Annotated in this window: 1 protein-coding gene; it reads left to right on the top strand. The window is 65.9% G+C overall.

Annotated elements, in window-relative coordinates; all coding sequences use genetic code 11:
* A partial coding sequence (locus CEY09_RS31830; RefSeq protein WP_088591682.1) for a 5-dehydro-4-deoxyglucarate dehydratase occupies positions 1-615 on the top strand: 615 nt, incomplete at its 5' end.
* Positions 616-622: the final 7 nt, after the last annotated feature.

Here is a 622-nt window from a genome sequence, read left to right as displayed (position 1 = left end):
GCCGAGCGCCAAGGCGCCAAGGGCATCCTGCTGCTGCCCCACTACCTGACCGAAGCCTCGCAGGACGGCATCGCCGCCCACGTCGAACAGGTCTGCAAGTCGGTCAAGATCGGCGTCATCGTCTACAACCGCGCCCAGTCCCGCCTGTCGGCGGACAGCCTTGCGCAACTGGCCGAACGCTGCCCCAACCTGGTCGGTTTCAAGGACGGCATCGGCGACATCGAAGCCATGGTCCGCATCCGCCGCAAGATGGGCGACCGCTTCTCCTACCTGGGCGGCCTGCCCACCGCTGAAGTCTATGCCGCCGCCTACCGTGCACTCGGCGTGCCGGTCTATTCGTCCGCCGTCTTCAACTTCGTGCCGAAGACCGCCATGGACTTCTACCGCGCCATCGCCGCGGGCGATTCCGACACCACCAACCGCCTGCTGGACGATTTCTTCCTGCCCTACCTGGAAATCCGCAACCGCAAGGCCGGCTACGCCGTCAGCATCGTCAAGGCCGGCGCCAAGCTCGTCGGCCATGACGCTGGCCCCGTGCGTGCCCCGCTGACCGACCTGACCGGCGAAGAAATGGAAATGCTCAACGCCCTGATCAAGAAGCTCGGCCCCCAGTAAGCCACCG

It is taken from the genome of Achromobacter marplatensis (assembly GCF_002209535.1).
Lineage (GTDB): Bacteria > Pseudomonadota > Gammaproteobacteria > Burkholderiales > Burkholderiaceae_B > Achromobacter > Achromobacter marplatensis.
This window is presented reverse-complemented; position numbering and strand designations above follow the sequence as displayed.